The organism is Klebsiella sp. JN_Kp127, assembly GCF_040062505.1.
Taxonomy (GTDB): domain Bacteria; phylum Pseudomonadota; class Gammaproteobacteria; order Enterobacterales; family Enterobacteriaceae; genus Klebsiella; species Klebsiella quasipneumoniae.
Map to the genome: position 1 here is coordinate 124,386 of NZ_JBEAHS010000053.1, position 15,535 is coordinate 139,920.

General features: G+C 51.4%; 20 protein-coding genes. 1 reads left to right on the forward strand and 19 read right to left on the reverse strand.

The features are described 5' to 3' along the window. Positions 1-12: 12 nt before the first annotated feature. The 18 genes from ABLV04_RS22620 to ABLV04_RS22705 all read right to left on the reverse strand — a co-directional run bounded on the left by ABLV04_RS22620 (position 13) and on the right by ABLV04_RS22705 (position 13,777). On the reverse strand, positions 13-945 hold the full coding sequence (locus ABLV04_RS22620; protein WP_348816217.1) for a phage tail tube protein: 933 nt from the start codon (positions 943-945) through the stop codon (positions 13-15). A 23-nt stretch (positions 946-968) separates the two neighbouring features. Then, the gene (locus tag ABLV04_RS22625) at positions 969-1,361 is read right to left on the reverse strand and encodes a phage tail terminator-like protein (protein WP_163590411.1); all 393 of its coding nucleotides are present in this window, start codon (positions 1,359-1,361) and stop codon (positions 969-971) included. Further along, positions 1,358-1,909, reverse strand: coding sequence for a hypothetical protein (locus ABLV04_RS22630; RefSeq protein WP_012967909.1), 552 nt, complete (start codon positions 1,907-1,909; stop codon positions 1,358-1,360). The genes ABLV04_RS22625 and ABLV04_RS22630 overlap by 4 nt, the downstream gene beginning before the upstream one ends. 1 nt (position 1,910) lies before the next feature. Further along, positions 1,911-2,294 carry a glutamate 5-kinase gene (locus ABLV04_RS22635; protein WP_110212813.1) on the reverse strand — a complete coding sequence of 128 codons (384 nt, stop codon included), beginning with the start codon at positions 2,292-2,294 and terminating at the stop codon, positions 1,911-1,913. A gap of 1 nt (position 2,295) precedes the next feature. Then, entirely contained in the window at positions 2,296-2,706 is a 411-nt protein-coding gene (locus ABLV04_RS22640; protein ID WP_348816218.1) for a protein singed, read from the reverse strand. Positions 2,707-2,709: 3 nt separating this feature from the next. Beyond that, positions 2,710-2,922, reverse strand: a complete 213-nt coding sequence (locus ABLV04_RS22645) for a hypothetical protein (protein WP_110212811.1) — start codon at positions 2,920-2,922, stop codon at positions 2,710-2,712. A 40-nt stretch (positions 2,923-2,962) separates the two neighbouring features. Then, positions 2,963-4,099, reverse strand: coding sequence for a P22 phage major capsid protein family protein (locus tag ABLV04_RS22650; RefSeq protein WP_004184463.1), 1,137 nt, complete (start codon positions 4,097-4,099; stop codon positions 2,963-2,965). Between the two features lie 87 nt (positions 4,100-4,186). Beyond that, entirely contained in the window at positions 4,187-4,951 is a 765-nt protein-coding gene (locus tag ABLV04_RS22655) for a DUF6651 domain-containing protein (RefSeq protein WP_023282506.1), read from the reverse strand. A 106-nt stretch (positions 4,952-5,057) separates the two neighbouring features. Continuing rightward, complete coding sequence (locus tag ABLV04_RS22660) at positions 5,058-6,170, reverse strand: phage minor head protein (protein WP_110216897.1); 1,113 nt, start codon at positions 6,168-6,170, stop codon at positions 5,058-5,060. Next, the gene (locus ABLV04_RS22665; RefSeq protein ID WP_348816219.1) at positions 6,154-7,578 is read right to left on the reverse strand and encodes a DUF4055 domain-containing protein; all 1,425 of its coding nucleotides are present in this window, start codon (positions 7,576-7,578) and stop codon (positions 6,154-6,156) included. Before ABLV04_RS22665 ends, ABLV04_RS22660 begins: the two co-directional genes overlap by 17 nt. A 4-nt stretch (positions 7,579-7,582) precedes the next feature. Then, complete coding sequence (locus ABLV04_RS22670) at positions 7,583-8,887, reverse strand: terminase family protein (RefSeq protein WP_177339055.1); 1,305 nt, start codon at positions 8,885-8,887, stop codon at positions 7,583-7,585. Continuing rightward, complete coding sequence (locus tag ABLV04_RS22675; RefSeq protein WP_110226412.1) at positions 8,865-9,860, reverse strand: terminase small subunit; 996 nt, start codon at positions 9,858-9,860, stop codon at positions 8,865-8,867. Before ABLV04_RS22675 ends, ABLV04_RS22670 begins: the two co-directional genes overlap by 23 nt. A gap of 558 nt (positions 9,861-10,418) precedes the next feature. After that, the gene (locus ABLV04_RS22680) at positions 10,419-10,664 is read right to left on the reverse strand and encodes a DUF2560 family protein (protein WP_004184480.1); all 246 of its coding nucleotides are present in this window, start codon (positions 10,662-10,664) and stop codon (positions 10,419-10,421) included. A gap of 1,522 nt (positions 10,665-12,186) precedes the next feature. Further along, complete coding sequence (locus ABLV04_RS22685; protein ID WP_071787613.1) at positions 12,187-12,375, reverse strand: hypothetical protein; 189 nt, start codon at positions 12,373-12,375, stop codon at positions 12,187-12,189. Beyond that, positions 12,326-12,601: a hypothetical protein gene (locus tag ABLV04_RS22690; protein ID WP_004206697.1), complete on the reverse strand. Its 276-nt coding sequence runs from the start codon at positions 12,599-12,601 to the stop codon at positions 12,326-12,328. Before ABLV04_RS22690 ends, ABLV04_RS22685 begins: the two co-directional genes overlap by 50 nt. Continuing rightward, entirely contained in the window at positions 12,598-12,945 is a 348-nt protein-coding gene (locus ABLV04_RS22695; protein ID WP_004206698.1) for a hypothetical protein, read from the reverse strand. Before ABLV04_RS22695 ends, ABLV04_RS22690 begins: the two co-directional genes overlap by 4 nt. Further along, entirely contained in the window at positions 12,942-13,481 is a 540-nt protein-coding gene (locus ABLV04_RS22700; RefSeq protein ID WP_060876946.1) for a putative peptidoglycan-binding domain-containing protein, read from the reverse strand. The genes ABLV04_RS22695 and ABLV04_RS22700 overlap by 4 nt, the downstream gene beginning before the upstream one ends. Continuing rightward, a complete protein-coding gene (locus ABLV04_RS22705) occupies positions 13,478-13,777 on the reverse strand; it encodes a phage holin family protein (protein ID WP_024176410.1) in 300 nt (99 codons plus the stop codon). The genes ABLV04_RS22700 and ABLV04_RS22705 overlap by 4 nt, the downstream gene beginning before the upstream one ends. 204 nt (positions 13,778-13,981) lie before the next feature. Between ABLV04_RS22705 and ABLV04_RS22710 the strand changes: the two genes are divergently transcribed. Beyond that, positions 13,982-14,152, forward strand: coding sequence for a YnfU family zinc-binding protein (locus ABLV04_RS22710; RefSeq protein ID WP_004184492.1), 171 nt, complete (start codon positions 13,982-13,984; stop codon positions 14,150-14,152). 746 nt (positions 14,153-14,898) lie between these two features. Here the strand turns inward: ABLV04_RS22710 and ABLV04_RS22715 are convergent. Beyond that, positions 14,899-15,525: a YagU family protein gene (locus ABLV04_RS22715; protein ID WP_117122708.1), complete on the reverse strand. Its 627-nt coding sequence runs from the start codon at positions 15,523-15,525 to the stop codon at positions 14,899-14,901. Between the last annotated feature and the right edge of the window lie 10 nt (positions 15,526-15,535).

Below are 15,535 nucleotides of genomic sequence, written 5' to 3' on the forward strand. Positions count from 1 at the left end.
AGAGGGCCAATGTTAATCACCACCGCCAGTAGTGGCAGGAACGCGGGTAATAGTTGGCGGAGTATTGGCCGCGGTGATATCCAGCTGAACCTGAACAATGTCAGTGCTCCCCGCATCCGGCCAGTCGCCGGAGATCTGCACTTCCGGGAAATCGAAGGTATAGGCGCCTTCAGCATTCTCCAGCGTGAAGCTAAACGGCACCGTTTCGCCGGTGAACGTTTTTTTGTAAACCTCCCAGGCAGCCTTTGACCATGACAGCGTGATTTGACCTGACGGGGTAAAGGTTGTCGGAATGTTTGCGCCGGCGAACGCCGAACCGGTACCGATGCAGCGCTGAGCCTGCATATTGTTGTTGAACTGAATGTTAAAGGTGTCGACGCAAAAGCCTGTCCCGCCATCAACACCATTCAGCCGGATATTCGTGACCTCCTTAAAGGAGTAACGCAGCGCCCCCGCCAAATCCACCGGCGTGGTGAAATAGCTGGTATCGTCCCCCTTCGTCTCCCAGTCCAGCCCTGCAAACGTAATGGTTGCAGTGATATCACCATCGGCCGGGATTTCCATCTGGAAGGTACCAACCTGGCAACCGCGGGCAATCTGGGCGATCCCCACATCACTGGCAAAGGTCGCCACTGAGAACGTAATGCGACCATTACCCATCGTCAGCACGTTATTTACCCATTCGGCGCCGAAACAGCTGGCAAGAAAATCGTCATGCTGATTCCAGCGAAACCGTGTGCCGACATCGCCGCCGACATCCACTGTGCCGCGTGAAACACCCTGCGCCATACGGTCACCAGCGATTTCGTCATTATCATTGGTGTTCTGCGTTGGTTTCAGACCAAATGAAGAACGACGCAGCAGGTTCCACGCCCCTGCTGTAGGCGTGATTCCTGGCGTTGTCTCGCGAATAAACGCGGCTACTACTTTTGCACCTGAGCTCACAGGAGCCTCCTGTTTTTTGTGCGCTACAGAGCGCGATAAGGAATTTGAAGATTGAGCTGTAACCAGCCATCGGTCTCACCTGCCGGCACAGCAGAAACGGCGAAATAACTCAGTTTTCCGTCGTCCTTGAACTCAAATAGCTCCGTTAGCTGATCGGCCGTCCGGGAGATAAGCAGCGTCCCGGCGCCGACCGGAACAAACAGCTGAATGATGAGTAAACCTGTCCTGTGCACGACCGGCCCATCCCCGATCTCGGTTGCGCCAGCCTGTCCTGCAATGTTGGTGAGGCGGGCCCAGATATCGCGGTTGCTGGGGTCAAATACCGGACCATTGGGGTAATCCACCGCATCAGAGGCAATAGCGGTCTGTGCCGCCATTCGGGAAATGACAGCGTTTCTGATTTCTGTAAGGGTCATTTGTAGGCCTGAATCACACCATTAAACGAGACGGCATAGACGCCTGTTGGCGCCTGCGTTGAGTGACCATTCTCCAGAGGCACGGAGTAAGGCAGGTTCGACTGGATGTAAATCACCGAGTAGGCTGGCGCCTGGTCAATGATATTTTTGCCATTTAGAAACGTCATTGTCCCACGCGGATCCGGCTCGGTCGGGACGGAGTGATCGGGTTCGCCGATGCTGACAAAATGCGATGCCCTGAAGGTTCCTGCGCGATACTCAGCCGGCCGCCTGATATCCATGCTGTCATTAACCCGGACTTTCTTCCTGAGCCTTCCGGTTTTGGTCAGGTTAGCAGGATCGGCATAAAGAGATTCGTTCCATTCCCCAACAGCTTTGTTGTATTGAACCGCGGTCGCGTTGATGGCCCACAGCTCCGGGTTTCCTACCGGCGACCGTTGAACAATTTCATTCAGCAGTTGAATGGCGATTGTCCGCTGGCGTAGTTTGACATCTTCGGCCACCAGCCCGGCGAATGCCGCCGGGTCAATGTTCCAGCCCTTAGCCATATCACACCCTCCGCAGTTGAATTGAGTACGCAGCGCCAGCAGAGTCGGCAGAAGCGGTTATGATGTCGTAACGCTGAAGCGCACCCGTAATCGGATCCGGTGCGGTGATGATATGCCCGACGGCCGGCTTATCAGTCACCTCGTTAACCAGGGCGGTTAGCTTCACGTCACCATGCAGAATGTTAACGCCATCGATACGGCGCAGTTTATAGCGCGCCAGCACTCCACGCCCTGAGTAAGTCACCTGCGTTTCAGTGCCGGTTTCCGTCACCGGGTCCCAGGCACCTCGAACGGTGTATGACCCAGTGAAATCCTTAACGGCATCCTGCAGGTCTGTATCGAAGGCTGCGGCGACATCGGTCTGCAACTCGTCACGAATGCCCATATCACCCCCTCACCAGCCGCACCTGTGACTGACTAACGCCATAGGGCTTAAGCATGGCCAGCGCCAGCTGCAGGTCCGAATCAAGCAATGCAGAGCTGTTGGTACCGAGTTCTGCGAAGGTCTTTGAAACAGAAACGTCGTCAGCGTCAACCGCCTTACTCAGCAATACCCCCGAATCAGTTTTCTGCTGATACAGCCCGCCATTTGCCGCCGACAGCGCCGCATAGGCGCCAGATTGTTTCACATCGTCAGGAATGATGATTTCGTGAGTTGCCTTATCGCACGGCATTTTCAGGTTAAGTCCATTCATCCAGGTATTAGCCATCAGCACAGATTTGGCTTTTTTGCTTCCATCTGTCCAGGTGGCACCGAGAATCGAATTGACGTCTTCAACGGTGATGAAAGTGATCATGCATCACTCCATTTCTTTCCAGCCGTGCGCCTTCCAGTTCTCCACTTCATCAGGGTGAACGTTGGCGGTATTGGGCGCCCCCGGGAATGCCGGGAAACCGGTAACCATCGCCACCAGCTGCGATGTGGTCGATACGGGTTCGTTGTTATCCGCCTGCGTAGACGCAGTTTGCTCAGCAGCTCGTTGGGCGCGCTGCTCTTTTGTTAATCCGGCCATTAGCCCTCCACAAAAAAAAAGGGGCCGAAGCCCCTGTTTATCAGCCCAGCAACAACGCTGAGTGCGCCGACTTAACTGCCGCTACGCCCCAGGACAAACCGACTTCGTAACGCACCTGGCGATACTGGCGGTACAGTGCTACCTGGTAAGTGATGCCAGATACCGGGTCAGTAACGTTCATCACATCATCCGCAGTATCGCCGCCCTGCGGCATTGCCGGGGTTCGGGATGCGAGCAGGAATGCATTGCGATCAAACGCCATGTTTGCGGTGTAGGCGCCACCAGCGGTAATAGCGGTGTTGTCGGCCAGAGCCTGACGCAAGCCAGGAGCAGCCAGGGTGATTGCTGTGGCCGTCGCAGCAGCAACAAGGTATTTATTGCTGTCCCCGTCAAACGTCACGATGTCACCCGCAGCAAAAGCACCTGTGCCGGTGTCAATGGCAATCAGAATATCGCCTTCAGCTTTTGCTCCATTCACCAGGTATCCGGCAGCCGGAGATGCAGCGCGTTTCTTAACATGCGCGGATTCGTGGATATTGAAACCTTCCAGTCGCCCCACGATACCTTCGCGCAGAAGCGCATCAGTACCGGATTCGTTTACTTTGAACAGAACAGACTGTTTACCGCGGAGGTTTGCGATAGCCGAAGAACCGAGAACCATCTGCAGATCAGTTGTCGGCGAACCGTTGTCAGAGAGAACCTGGCGCGCATTTGCCGCATCCGACAAATCACCTGCAATACCGAAAGGAGCGGTGCCGGCGGTACCAACAGCACGAGAGGATGCGAAATACAGAGCCGCGAGATCTGCATCCATCTCATTAGCCAGCGCGCGAAAAGCCTGCTTAAACTGATCGGCAAGGATGGTGTTGTATGTCCCTGCGGGCCCCAGCGCCAGTTGTTCCTCACCGTTCCATTTGACCGGGGCCATTTTGGATTTGGTGATTTTGACATCAACGGTGCCGATCGTCTGGTCGCCGTCATTTGGCGCAGTAGCCCCCGGGGTAATATCAACAGTGGTTGCCGGTGGCGCAACCGGCGCAGTAACAGTCTGATCCTTCGCCGCCGCATCAGCTTTCGCATTACGCGATACAGCCGGGATAAAACCGACCTGTTCGCGAGATACGGTATCCAGAGCCGTGAAGATAGTCGGGATCAACCCGGTAAGCGTATTAGCCATGTGTATAAATTCCTTGGAGATTAAAATATAGGGTTGGTTGAGCTATCCAGCTCCGGCACCAGCAGCCATCCGGCGGCTGGCAAAGAATTAATCGACGATGGTGATACCGTCTTTGAGAGTTGATTGCTGATCTGTCGGGCTCAAACTGGTAAACGCATCGCGTTTCATCGTTTTCTGCCCGAGTGAATGCTGAGACTGCCGTGAGCCGCCTCCCTGGTTGCCGCTGGCCTTCAGAATGTGGTCTTTCTGTGGGTACTGCTCCACCAGGAATTCCAGCGCCTCATCAAAGGCCGCCAGTTCGCCCGGTTTAGAGCGGGAATAAATTTTGTTGCCTGAACCGTCATAGGCAACGACTTTGCCATCCTCGACTTTGAAGGACTGACCGAACCGCGCCTGAAGCATATCTGCCGGAATTGCTACTTTATCTGCGATGAATTTCGAGCCAGAGAACCGGCCGCCGATCATTTCCTGATAAAGCTGGCCTTCAAGGGTCGTCGCACGCTGAGTAGCTTCATCAAGCTGGGCCTGGAATGATTTGGTGATATCCGCTTTAACCTGATCAACGGCGCCTGCGTCGATCAGTTTTTTCTGGTCGATTTTAGTCATCATCTCCAGCGCTTCGAGCGCCTTTGCCGGATCGCCGATTTTGGCATACTTAGCCAGACCGGCTTCAGCGGCTTCTTTGGCTTCACGATGAGATTTTGCCTCGCCATTCAGAGAGGAGATTTTCCCAACGGCCTGCACAGCATCAAAACCAACTTCCTGGCCGTCATCGTGGACGTAGACGGGTAAACCGCTGGAATCGACTTCTGCATAGCTTTTGCCGTTAACTTCGACTGTTTTCAGTTTCATGTGGTTACCTTTTCGGTGGTCATCCGACCGTTGCACCGCTCACCATCCGGATCACGGCAATAAAAAAGGCCGCCCGGAGGCAGCCTGATTGAAGACTTAAAAAGCTTTAAAGTCTGGCGTTGCTGAACGCCTGAGCATCCAGGTTACGAAGTTGCTCCAGAGTCAGCCATTCGCCCTTGTCGTTGTAGAAGTCATCGGGCGACATGCCGCCGTCACGAATCAGCCGGGCCCGGGTTACGCCAACGATCTGGGACTGTCGCGTGAACGACTGGCGCGAGAACCAGCCCTGATAATCGGTATCCGAAGGCACCTGCCCGTCCATGCTGGCACGTGAGCTATCTGATATTTGCCCAACAGCAATACCCAGCTCATCAGACGATTTCAGGATGTAGGTTTCGACGCTGCGACAGCAGAAATGGATTTTCCCGGGTCCCTGCAGATACGGCACCTTATGGCCGATCGGCTTGTTATCCAGTGTGTACTTGAGGCGGTCGCGAATCCGACAGTCTTTTGATGTACGGTTATCCAAAGTGGATAACCACTGCTTACCCTTCAAAATGTCATCGTTCGCATCTGCAAAGCTTTTCCTGGCCGTAGAAACAAGATGCCCCACAGCCGTTTTTGCAATACTGCCAGCATTGGTGCGGCTCATCTGCAGCGCGCCATCCTGATAGCCACGGTTAGCATGACCCCGGACCTTTCTGGCGATTTGCTCATGCGTATCGCCCAGGAGAAAACCCTGCCGCACTGTATTGGAAATTCTTGCCATCCTGTCAGCTTCAAGGTTATCTGCCCACTCCGAAAGCAGGCGCCCCTGAAACGGTTGTGCCATCGCAGTTGCGTAAACGGCATCCGGTGAAATGCCCACCAGCGGGTGAAGCGATAGCACATCATCAGGAATCGCAAACTGGAACAGGCTCAGCTGAAAGCCTGCTTCGTGCTGAGCGAGTTGCTGCAGCTCATCAGATAGACCCGCGTACATTGACTGCACAGCCTCGCGATTGAGAGCTCTGACACTAACGAGCAGCGCTTCCAGTCGCGACACGGTAAAGCTGTCAGCATCCAGGCTATCCATCGCCACCAGCAATCTGGCTGTCAGTTCCGCATCGCTGTCATTCAGGATTTTTATCATCCTGTTTGCAATGCTGGTGCTGTACCGCGCTATCCATATCGCATGCGCTATCGATTCATCCTGAAGCTTGTCATTCGCCGTTGCCATTTGCACCACCAGGGTTACTCAGTCCGCCGGCCAGCGTGACCTGCTGATTTCGCAGCTCGTCGATTACCTCTTCAGGCTTCGCATCCGGATCGATAAATTTGAGGGCCTGCAAAACGCGAACAGCATCGACCTGACGTATATCACCACCCTGACGGAGCGACTGAACAGCTGTTGCAGTTGCGGCATCAAACGTCTGGGCTGAAACATCCAGTTCGGTGCGTACATCGACATTGCCACCCTCTTTCTCGCCCAGCCATTCCGCCATAATCTGCAGGATATTATCGAGCGCATCCTCAAGCGAGCTTGCCATGGTGTAGAGAGGTGAATTCTCCTGCATCCGCTCTTCGTGAGTCTGATCTAAGGATTTAGTCGATGTGTTTTCCGCGCGCAGCAGTTTTGCGCCGGCCTGACGCATCTGGTTTTCCAGATCCTCAAGGGAAATCTTACCGGCTTCAATCGCAGCCCCGGTATGCTCGACATATTCCAGTCCCTGCGGCTGACGGTCATCGAAACGAGTCGCAGAGGAAGAACCTATCGTCAACGTTTCGCCATCAGCCAGACCGTAAGCCACCAGCAACGGCACACGAGCGACATGAAGGATGTTGTCCTGTTCACTCTGACTCTGCCAGTGCTTGATATTCAGTAAGGCGAGATTAAGCAGTGGCGGTGAACCGCGCATAAAGCCTGTGCGTTTCGTGTAAAGCGTCACCAGGGGAATATCATCTCGACTGGTTACCCACTCGTCGTGAATCTGCCACTGGCTTTCGCCGTTATCACCTTTATTTCGGCGATAAATTTCAACCTTGCCCGGCATGATATGGCGTATTTGCTCAACTTTCGTTTGCCCGTAATCATCGCCATCAATAATGATGACCTCTCTGATACGCAGATCGGTCAACACCACTTTCCCTTTAACCACTTTCGATTTCCAGCCGATGACCTGGCGAGGATTAAGCATCGTGGCATACGGGCGGGAGCCCGCGGCTTTTTCGTCGGCTTTAGTTTTTACTGCCTCCGGGTCAATTTTCGGGAAATCCACCAGCGCATGTACCAGACCATACTGGAAGCCAATGCTGAAAAATTGCTGTGCCCAAACATCGAGCCGGTTTCCTTCCATATCAATATCTGGCGACAGCTCCCGTATTTGTTCAGGAGAATCCTCACTCAATACCGTCGGCTCAGCAAACACTCGCCCGATGTTTTGTTTAATGGCCTCTTCATAGGCAGGGAGTAACGTTGCCGAAGCCAAACGCTCCTTATAACTTTCAGGATCTTCGTTCGGCCATTTCGGGAGATACTTCTTGCCCTGCCGGCGCATTTCCAGCGTGCCGCCCATCAGCGCATCATTAATATCCCATGCCTCAACCATGTCGTTATAGTCGAGGTTGGGCGTTGAAATATCAGGCATGGTTTTACATCCGCAGTTGGGTGACTTTTCCAGTCGGTTTGATGATCGGGAATTGCTTCACAATGAAATACCCACCGGCATCGTTGGGGTGATCGTTATCCGCCGTTTTATCCGGCTCACCGTTTTCGCCCCAAACCTGTTGCTCAAGCGATTCGGTGTACACCGGGCACCGCTTTACATTCACTTTGTAGCGACGTTCGCCGTTACCATTGCAGAACATGGCATTCATCGCGTTGATGCGGTCTTTCACTGGCGGGTTTGATGCATTAACAACCACATTGAAGCCGGCCTGCTTAAGCTGAGCGATATCCGTGGCGCTGGCATTGCTGGATTTGCGGGAATCGCCGGAAGCGTCCGGGTAGATATAGATTTCACGCACCTTTCGGTAGTCATGGCCGTCATATAGCCAGAACCGCTCTTTGATGATGCGAATCATGTCCGGCGTGTCGTAAGCCTTGATGATTTCAGTAACTGCAAACGGAAGCCCCAGACGTAACACATGAACAACCCCGGCCATCTTCCCGACGTTGAAATCCATACCGATATACAGGGGCTCACCGGGTTGCTCTTCTTCCCGGCAGTTATTCAGCTTACGGTCAAACTGATGGTAAATCGTCCCGCTGGTAAGGTTGGTGAACTGGCCACGGAGATAAGCCTTGATCAGCTCCGGCGGGTATGACTCCATCAGCGACGGGATATAGTCCGGCGGTAGATTCTTTTCATTGTCGAATGTCGAGGCCTGCACCAGGCCGTACAGCGTTGAGAGCGAAGGCTTATCGCGTACAGCCTTTGCGAACTGCTGATAAACGAATTTAAACCCTTCCGGCGTCGTGGTGACGTCGATCCCGTTACGAAGACCGGCCACGTTGTAACGCATACGAGCAATGATTTTTCGCCAGGCTAACTGCGCCTTTTTGGCGGGCATTACGTCCAGCTCATCAATCAGCGCATTACCGATTTTAAAACCAACGATGGTTTGCGGTTTCTCCATCGAGCGGCAAATCGTCGTTCCTCGGTACTGGCGCCCGGCGTAGAAGTGAACCTCTTTGTTCCCCTCGTTGATTTTGACATTCAGCCCCCAGTCGTGGGCTACCTCCTCAACAGTGGGATAAAAGATGTCTCGGATCTGAGGATACGTTGGCGCAAAGTAACCCTGGTTGATTTTGGGGTGTTCCCACATCCCTTTGCAGATACCACCGCAGCCGACCCACGTCTTGCCAGAACCGAAGCCGGCGACGTAGGCTTTAAATTTGTGCTCCATTGCGAGGAATCGGGCCTGAGGGATGTTAAGCGTCGGTGCTATCGCCATCCTCTTCCCTCACTCGTGCATCGACTACGTTGATATTGATTGCAACTGGCGTTGGTTCGTCATCCTCCGGGTCAGCAGCCAGCTCTTTGCGTAATTTTTCAACCTCCAGCTGCCGGCGCTCAATTTCAATCAGCTGCAGACGCTGGGCGAACTCGCTATCAGCCAGGCCGAGCCGTTTCATCACCGCCTCGTACATTCGCTCCCGGCTAATAGCGGTAATCTCCACGCCATTCTTCCCTAGCTTCACACCGGAATAGGCAAGCGCAGCATCAGGCGCCAGTTTTCGCGTATCGGCGAAGAAAGGCTGGCCGATGCCGTCACCATTGCATCGAGGGCATTCAGAGTTAGGTGCGCTGGTGTGGTCGTAACCGTAGCCACCAACATCGACGGGCTCGCGACGTTTTCGCTCAAGCGCTTCGAGTCGCTTCTCTTCGTACTCCACGGCATCACGCCATTGATACTGGTGACCGAAGCCCCAGCAGTAACGACAGCTTCCGCGACGATACTGCGATAGCTGGTTGGCATCAAAGGTGGCCAGACGCCACATCTGCTCAAGCACTTCATCAGCACTTCCAAGCGTGCGCACAATGGATGCTTTCTGCTGCTGCGCAATAGCCTGCGCAACTGAAGTTTTCTGAAGCAGCTGATAACCAATTTGTTCAGCAGTCTTCTTGCTATACCCGGCTCGAATGGCGGCCTGCGTGGCGTTGTTGTCCTTCAGGTATTCCGCGACAAATGAACGTTGTTGATCGGTGAGGCCATCATCATCCACCAACTCTTCTGCGCACTTTTCCTTTTGCGCAGTGCGCAGTTTCTTCTGCGCAGGTTTTTGCGCAGTGGGTTTCTTGATGTATCGGCGGGCGGTAGCGTAATTCAGTCCCTGCGCTTCACACCAATCCTTCGGTGATACGCCGGTTGCGGCATGATCGGACAGGAACCGTTGCTGAAGCTCGCCCCAGTCCGGTTTTGCCATGGATTATTCCTATTTAACGTGAGGGAGAAAAAGGAATTACTGATTCTCCATAAAATATTCACTTTTATGTTTTGGAATTAAGGCTCTTTAGTTCAGGAGTTATTATGAAAAGAATTATGCTTGCTGTTTTTGTGATCTGTGGTGCGCTGTCACTTTCAGGATGTATCCTTCCCCCTGGTCCCCATGGAGGCGGACATGGTGGAGATCACTTCCATGGTCCTGAGCATCGTTAATCGCCTGAGGGCTTTCATTTTACAAATGATGAAAAAGGCCGCAAAAATATGCGGCCTTTAGTTACTACCAGCTAGCGTATAAAGAATCTCTCAGGAGCCACCCGGGAGAGGTTCATCTATACGGCTAACTGACCTCTGCCGTTCTGGTGTTGGCAGGCAGAGACGTTATGAGAGTAGTGAGTATTTCAAAATTCACCGGGATAAACAGACAATGATGTCAGTTACCCCGTGTAACTGGTAATTGGTGATTGATTGAACTGTCAGCTCAGACGATTTGTCTGATGGTCATTATCACAGGCACTCTATGAACGCCTGCTGTAATGCCTTAGCTGACCTGCTCAGCGGCAGTATCAAACAGCGCCAGCGCTTCGGTCGCTTCCTGGATTGCCTTACGGGTCTTCGAGACAATCTCACTTTCCGTGAAAACACGATCGAAAGAGTCAGCGAATAGCTCAGACTTCAGATAGCTGTCGCCTACCCAGTCAATGGCTAACTTCGCCGCTGCAGTGTCGTAATTCACTTTCTTGATAATATCCAGGCGGATTTGCTCAGATGCGGTGATCTCTGACATGTCTTACCTCTTTGATAAATAATACATACAGAAAGGCCCTGTATTAACAGGGCCTTTTATCGTCAAACTTTAGGGAACCAACGCTACAAGCCAGGTAAAGTAATGACACCCTGACTTTATACTAAAAAGTGACTCATATTAGAGCTAATGGTGATCATCCATAAAACCAGCCTGCGACACCAAGGAACATAGCTGACAGAAAACAACAAATTGCAGTTTTATGCATCAATACACCGTAAAAGGCGCAAGATATCACGACAAGAAGTACAATAAGGACAGGCCACATACTAAACAAAAGAATAGCATATGACTCTGAATTATTATAAATATTATTTTGCACTAGCATCATAATCCTTCTACGGTGTTTGAAAGCATTGCAATGATGCTAATTTTAAATTCCAACAGCGAATTTATAATAAATAGAAATCACCAAACCAACGAAAAATCACTCTTACCAAACAAAAATCATTATCAAGAAGATTCAACTACAACCCAAATATTCAACCCCTGTATATAACGCTGCACCGGAACACAAACAAATACACCTTCATTTAAACTTACTGACTTTATTATACTACCCGCAGGAGGAAAAACATCCCCACTCCCAGGCAACTTGTTAATTTGTTCAGTACCATATCGATAATACTCTGGAAGTTGTGGAAGTTTGCACTCAGTCATAATTAGCAGCTCATTTTATAAGAACTCAATGTAGCATACATGATGAACTAAAAAACCCACATTGCAAACAATATATTTCGTTAAAGTGAAAAACATTGCTTCGCGAGGAGATTTTTTTGTTCACAGCTTCTCTTACCCTCTAAATTCCCTAAGGTTTTACCTAATATCTTAATTTTGAAATGGTAGAAATATTATGAAAGTTACAGACGTACAATCCATGAAGCATACACTCGCTACGCTTGTTATATCCGAAATGTTATCTAAACTAACTTATGACTTTGCTCTGCCATGACAAAGTCCACTGTTCTACCCGTGAGCTCAGGGATGAGCCACTTCCTATAGTGTCAGACCATCCATTTTTTCTCAAAACCAGTAGAAAAACACCTCGAAATCTGACTAAACTCCGACATTGGCTGCCCCTGCAGCGCCCCGTCAATTTGTCGGATTTACTCCACGGGGTTTTTTATCACCTGAAGCTGCTGGGCAAAGGCTCCAAGAATCCAGCCCACCAGCGGTACACATTCCCAGCATCCAGAAGCAGGATACCTGAGAGATGTTATATCCTTCGAACATATGAGGAATGTATCGTAAGTAGTTCTATTCAAAGGTGAGTTCATCAAGCCTTAATGGTTTTCTTATAAAAGCCTTTTGGCATTCGATTATGAGTATCTGCCCCTCGCACAATGAGCAAAACACAGGAGAGGATTTACCGGAATCATCATTTCCACAGGTGAGCTCCTAACCCCATAAATAGTGCGCCCAACCGTGTTATCTCTGATAAATTACATAAAAGACCTTGCGTTTACTTACCCGTGGACCTCAAGGATGAAGCCATTTATTTAACTCAATGAGCAGAGGTAATGCTACGGCAGTTGGCTTGCACTGCTTTGTTGTGCGCCAGAATGTCGCGCTTGGTCTGCATATCCAGCACGTCGATATCGTGGTCGGTCAAGTAGATGACCCTCACCCAGTTGCACGCCGTATCAACGACTACCGGGGCGGGTGAAGTGCTCGCGCAGCTCCCGATCAACATTGTTATCAGGCATATGGCTAACAGTCTGCTGTACATCAATGGCCCCTTTCACAACTTCCGCCTTACGTTCTGCCGCGGCGACGGTGGCGGCGGCATTCTCTTCGGTACGCTGCAGATCGGCTTTGGCTTCTGCCTTACTGGTACCGCGAGCATGACCAATACCGAACGCGCCAGCTATAGCGCCCAGGATGACGACCACCAGCCCAGCAATAATTTCGAAGCTCACTGCTGCGGCTCCTTCAGTTCTTCGGCCTTAGCTTTCAATGCTGGCTGGCGTACGTATTGCGAAAGCACCGCCAGCACCACCAGCGCAGGGCTAATCAACGCAACAATGTTTGGAGGCAGAATGTTTTTGATATCCGGCGGCAGCATCGCCCAGGCGTGCAGCGCAGCATCCGGGAACGACTGCGCCCACATGCCAACCAGCGCACCAATAGCCCCCAGCTTTACAGACCACGTTTTCAGCAGCAGGCTGGCATGGGCAACGAACTCCAGCCGGGTATATTTGCGCAGCAGTAACAGAACGAGCACAGCCACCACCACGAGCAAAGCGAAGATGATCATATTCATAGCACGCGCTCCTTAACCCAGCCGTAGAGGAAATCCTCGTTGGCTTCGCGGCCCTCCGCCAGTTCGAGGTATCTGGCGCCCTGGCTGCAGTTCAGCGCACGTAACAGAACCTGTTCCCCCTCTTTCCCTCGGGCTGAAAGATATCCCTTAAGCGCAGTGATGGTTCGGGGGCCAATTGCGCCATCCGGGATCAGATCGGGATACAACTTCCCACGCATGTTAAGGGCAGTGAGCCAGCGCTGGAAAAACTTACTTGCAACCGATGGCCCCATGTTCACGCCAGTGTCGCAAAGCTCATCTGCCAGTAACGTAGATAAACTTGCCACCTGATCGAATCGGGGGCCGGTCCAGTAATCGCTGAGCAGAATTTGCTTTGCTGTTTCCCTGGGCAGGTTTCTCATATCACCGGTGTAACCATGTGCTCGAGCTGTGGTCTGCGTGATGCCCCAGCGGGTCGGCCCGCCTTTATCCGACGGATGATCGACATAACCACCCTCTTTGCCGAGGATCCCCTCGATAGTCTTGTCTGCTGTCATTGTGCTTTCACTCCGGTGATTCGTTCCCAGAAATACGTGAGCGCTACGGAACCCATAGCACCACTGATACCGGCAGTGGCCAATATCATGTAAATACTCAGGCCACCTTCAATGCTGATGAGCCCACCAATAACCCCGGTAAAAGCCGAAACCACAATCTGCGCAAAAGCATTTATCCAGCTCCATTTTGCTTTGCCCTGCTTTACATCCATCAGGAATCGGACAAGGCCGCCCCAACCAGCAATGATCAGCAGAGCCAGCCAGGTGATTCCGGCCATGCTCTCTTTGTCTTGCATATGCTTTGCCATAGGTTCACCTCCGGGTTAACGGGGTGCTGTGAGTTTGATAAGGATCAGGACCGGCGGGAGGAATACTCATCAATGGTGATTCCGGGTACCTGAAAGAAAAAAACCACCTGTGCGAGGTGGTTGGGAAATTCAATACGAGCTATGTATCAGTGGATAGTGTATGGTTGCGGACCATTCATCAGGAAATGTCATATGCAACAACGCAAAAACTCAAAAAACAATCGCAACTACCTCATCAAATGTACCTGCCCTAACTGTATCAACCAATCAGAACATAGTTACACCCGAGTCCAAAAAGGTTCTGCGCTGATGTGCCCCCACTGCAGTAAGATTTTCACTCAAGACAAACTCCCTCTAGCTTAGGCTTTACGTAATCATAGTATCGGTAAAGCATCCACTGCTGTGCCCGTATTGATTAGAAAAGTGAGTCCGTTAGCTAAATTCCGCCAAGACTGGTATAGGCCTACAGACTGAACTTTTGACGTGCAGGGCCCCAGAAGACAGCAGGCCTACCGTAATGGAAGGCCATAAGGGGTTATGCTGCATGTGGGGTGCCAGATAACGACAGGTAATTCTTCGGTCAGTCATCATGGCTCGCTCTGAGGATTCACATCTTAGTGTTTACCCCTTCGCCAGCCAGATGAAGGTATAGCTTTTTTTGATTTTCCTTTTAGCTGGTTACGAGCAAAAAGAAGCCCGCTGAGAGAGGCGGGCTGAAGTTGGCATTTCAAGGAGCAACGGTAAGAGCGCGCCTGATTGTCCGAGCTACCGATTTACCAGGATGCATTTGTTTTTACCGTTACGTTCTTTAAACATAGAAGGGTAACTGTAAACAGTAAACCCAACATGAATCTTAAATATGTTTAGTGGCAGTGTGGTGCCGGGTGCCTCCCGGTGAGCATGCCCCAGTCGGCATGGCCCGCGCTGCATTTACAGGTTTCTGTAACTGACTGGTCGCCCCTCCGCATAGGGGGATTCACCACATCAATACGTTATGTTGCAAACGTAGCTAGCGTCAATACACTCTGCATACATTGCTATCGAAGAGCGACTAATCACAGGCATAAAAAACCCGCATTTTATGCGGGTTTATGACTTCGCAGCTTAGATTATCTGAATGCTGAATTCAGAGAAACTTCAGCATCCGGTTCGTGCGTAATTCTGTTTCTCAGATCCCGGCGAATTATCTCAATTGACCAGAACCACACAAGGTGTCCAAATATTTCAGAAACGTTTTCATACCATGGTAGTTCGAACAACGGTGGGGTTAGGCCCATAAGCGGAAACGAAATCATATGGACAAACAGTTGTGCGAGTGCACCAGCAAGCAAACCCTGCCACAGCTTAATTTTTGGAAACACCTCGGCAACTACACAATATCCAACCGCGAACACGATGGAGAATATGATATGTGTTACGCCTACCCAGTTAAACACATGTCCGGCGAAGGTATAGACCGCCGCATTTGGATCGGCCAGCCCTAACCAATCACGCAGAAAAATATAAGGAGGGTTAAGGAAGTTTCTGGAGCAATCAATCTGCCCGGCAGCTCGAATTAATGACTCTGGTCCACAGGCACTGGTAAACATATCGACAGGACTACGCGGTGGTAATGGTACTTCAGCACCCCATTTAACAAATGCTGAAACTACCCCAGAAATAAACCCAATGAACAATGCAACACCATAATGCCGTCTGCGAGGTTCGGTTCGCACAAAAATATCTTTTAACGCCATAAAGCCATCA

Coding starts and splice junctions, on each gene's coding strand:
- ABLV04_RS22705 (WP_024176410.1), bottom strand. CDS start 13,777: ATGCAAGACAAAGAGAGCATGGCCGGAATCACCTGGCTGGCTCTGCTG.
- ABLV04_RS22660 (WP_110216897.1), bottom strand. CDS start 6,170: ATGGCAACGGCGAATGACAAGCTTCAGGATGAATCGATAGCGCATGCG.
- ABLV04_RS22700 (WP_060876946.1), bottom strand. CDS start 13,481: ATGACAGCAGACAAGACTATCGAGGGGATCCTCGGCAAAGAGGGTGGT.
- ABLV04_RS22685 (WP_071787613.1), bottom strand. CDS start 12,375: ATGTTGATCGGGAGCTGCGCGAGCACTTCACCCGCCCCGGTAGTCGTT.
- ABLV04_RS22675 (WP_110226412.1), bottom strand. CDS start 9,860: ATGGCAAAACCGGACTGGGGCGAGCTTCAGCAACGGTTCCTGTCCGAT.
- ABLV04_RS22670 (WP_177339055.1), bottom strand. CDS start 8,887: ATGGCGATAGCACCGACGCTTAACATCCCTCAGGCCCGATTCCTCGCA.
- ABLV04_RS22695 (WP_004206698.1), bottom strand. CDS start 12,945: ATGAATATGATCATCTTCGCTTTGCTCGTGGTGGTGGCTGTGCTCGTT.
- ABLV04_RS22645 (WP_110212811.1), bottom strand. CDS start 2,922: ATGGCCGGATTAACAAAAGAGCAGCGCGCCCAACGAGCTGCTGAGCAA.
- ABLV04_RS22640 (WP_348816218.1), bottom strand. CDS start 2,706: ATGATCACTTTCATCACCGTTGAAGACGTCAATTCGATTCTCGGTGCC.
- ABLV04_RS22715 (WP_117122708.1), bottom strand. CDS start 15,525: ATGGCGTTAAAAGATATTTTTGTGCGAACCGAACCTCGCAGACGGCAT.
- ABLV04_RS22655 (WP_023282506.1), bottom strand. CDS start 4,951: ATGAAACTGAAAACAGTCGAAGTTAACGGCAAAAGCTATGCAGAAGTC.
- ABLV04_RS22635 (WP_110212813.1), bottom strand. CDS start 2,294: ATGGGCATTCGTGACGAGTTGCAGACCGATGTCGCCGCAGCCTTCGAT.
- ABLV04_RS22710 (WP_004184492.1), top strand. CDS start 13,982: ATGCAACAACGCAAAAACTCAAAAAACAATCGCAACTACCTCATCAAA.
- ABLV04_RS22650 (WP_004184463.1), bottom strand. CDS start 4,099: ATGGCTAATACGCTTACCGGGTTGATCCCGACTATCTTCACGGCTCTG.
- ABLV04_RS22630 (WP_012967909.1), bottom strand. CDS start 1,909: ATGGCTAAGGGCTGGAACATTGACCCGGCGGCATTCGCCGGGCTGGTG.
- ABLV04_RS22680 (WP_004184480.1), bottom strand. CDS start 10,664: ATGTCAGAGATCACCGCATCTGAGCAAATCCGCCTGGATATTATCAAG.
- ABLV04_RS22665 (WP_348816219.1), bottom strand. CDS start 7,578: ATGCCTGATATTTCAACGCCCAACCTCGACTATAACGACATGGTTGAG.
- ABLV04_RS22625 (WP_163590411.1), bottom strand. CDS start 1,361: ATGACCCTTACAGAAATCAGAAACGCTGTCATTTCCCGAATGGCGGCA.